This is a genomic window from Streptomyces sp. NPDC001493, from assembly GCF_053597235.1.
This window is the reverse complement of record NZ_JBSFHV010000065.1, coordinates 1-2,102: the sequence shown is the minus strand read 5'-3', so window position 1 is coordinate 2,102 and position 2,102 is coordinate 1. Positions and strand designations below refer to the sequence as shown.

The 2,102-nt window shown below is 69.2% G+C and carries 1 protein-coding gene; it reads right to left on the bottom strand.

Features of this window, described 5'->3' with window-relative positions; all coding sequences use genetic code 11:
- The coding region (locus tag ACWCWD_RS37020) for a condensation domain-containing protein (protein WP_450780041.1) at positions 1-2,102 on the bottom strand (2,102 nt) is incomplete at both ends.

Sequence of the window (2,102 nt, the reverse complement as noted above, 5' to 3'; positions counted from 1 at the left end):
TGTGAACGCAGGTGGTGGGCCCAGCGGTTGGCGGATGCGTTCAGTTCTCCGTAGGTGATCCGCCGGTCGCCGTCGATCAGCGCGACGGCCTCCGGGAACCGGGCCACCTGCTTCTCGAACCGTTCCACGAGCGAGACGTCGTCCCGGTCGGCCACGGGCCCGGCCCACGAGCCGAGCAGCAGCTCCCGCTCGGCCCCCGACAGCACCTCCAACTCGGCGAGGCGGGTCTCCGGGTTGGCCACCGCCTGGCGCAGCACCTCACCCAGCACGGTCACCATGCGCCGGACGGTGGAGTGGTCGAACAGATCCTCCGCGAAGACGACCATGCCGCACAGTCCCCGACCGTCGTCCGAGCGGAGCAGGAACTCCAGGTCGAACTTGGCGGACCCGTTGGCGAACGTCCGGACGTGTCCCGGCCGGACACCCGGCAGATCGAGCACGGGGGTGCCGGTCTCCAGGGTGAGGCAGATCTGGAAGAGGGGGTGGCGGGTGAGGGTGCGGGTGGGGTTGAGGGTGTCGAGGACGAGGTCGAAGGGTGCGTCCTGGTGGGCGAAGGCGTCGAGGTCGGTGGTGCGGATGTGTTCGAGGAGCTGGCGGAAGGTGGGGTTGTCGCTGGTGTGAGTGCGGAGGACGAGGGTGTTGACGAAGAAGCCGACGAGGTCGCGGAGGGCTTCGTCGGTGCGGCCGGCGACGGGGGTTCCGATGGCGAGGTCGGTTCCTGCGCCGAGTCGGGTCAGTGCGGCGACGAGTGCCGCGTGCACGACCATGAAGGGGGTGCATCCCTCGGCCCGGGCCAGTGCGCCGACGTGCTCGAACAGGTCACCTTCCAGGGCGACTTCGACCGTTCCGCCGCGGTGCGAGGCCTGTGCGGGGCGGGGGCGGTCGAGGTTGAGCGTGTGTTCCTCCGGCAGTCCTTCCAGGGTCTCGCGCCAGAAGGCGAGTTCCTGCGAGAGGACGCTCTCGGTGTCGTCGGGCGAGCCCAGTGCCCGCTGCTGCCATACCGCGTAATCCGCGTAACGCACCTGGAGCGGCTCCAGCACCTGGTTGCTCTCGGAACCCGCGTTCCGGGCCGTGTAGGCGTGGGCGAGGTCCGTGAAGTACACGGTGCCGGACTCGCCGTCCGTGGCGATGTGGTGCAGCACGATCACCAGGTGGTGTGTCGTCTCGTCGAGGCGGAAGAGCGTGACGGTGAGCGGGAGTTCGGCGCGGAGGTCGAAGACGTGACGGCCGGCCTCGTCCACGGCTCGGTCCAGTGCGTCCGGCGTCACCTCGCGGTGCTGGATCACCACCCGGGCCTGCGTGGCGGGGAGGACGCGCTGCCGCGGTTCGCCGTCGACCGTCTCGAACAGGGTCCGCAGGGGCGCATGCCGCTCGACCACGTCGTTGAGGGCCGCATCAAGGGCATCGACGTTCAGCGCGCCCTCCAGACGCACCGCCATCGGCACGTTGTACGCGGTGCTGCCGCCCTCCAGGTCCGCCAGCAGCCACAGCCGCCGCTGGGCGAAGGACATCGGCGCCGGCCCCTCGTCGGGACCCCCGGTGGCGGACAGCGGAGGCAACGCCGGAAGGCCCTTCTCCGCGCCGACCTTCTCCGCGAGCCGCACCACCGTCGGGTTCTCGAAGACGTCCCGGATGGTCAGCCGAACGCCCAGGGCCTGGGCGATCCGGTTGGTGAGGCGGGCCGCGAGGATGGAATGCCCACCGAGCTGGAAGAAGTCGTCGTCGATCGACAGGTCGGTCCGCGTGTCGAGCGTGCTGGTGAAGAGGCTGGTCAGGGTCTCTTCGAGCGGGTTGCGCGGGGTACGACCGCCCGACGCTACCGCAGCGGGTTCGGGGAGAGCTCGCTTGTCGATTTTGCCGTTGGGGGTGAGGGGGAGTTTGTCGAGGGTGGTGAGGTGGGTGGGGACGAGGTGTTCGGGGAGCCGCGCGGTGAGGTGGCGGCGGATGTCGTTCAGGTCTGTGGTGGGGGTGTTGGTGACGATGTATGCGGCGAGCTGTTTGTTGTGGGTGGTGACGGTGGCTTGGGTGATGTGGGGGTGGGTGAGGAGGGCGGTTTCGATTTCGGCGGGTTCGATGCGGAAGCCGCGGATTTTGATTTGGTT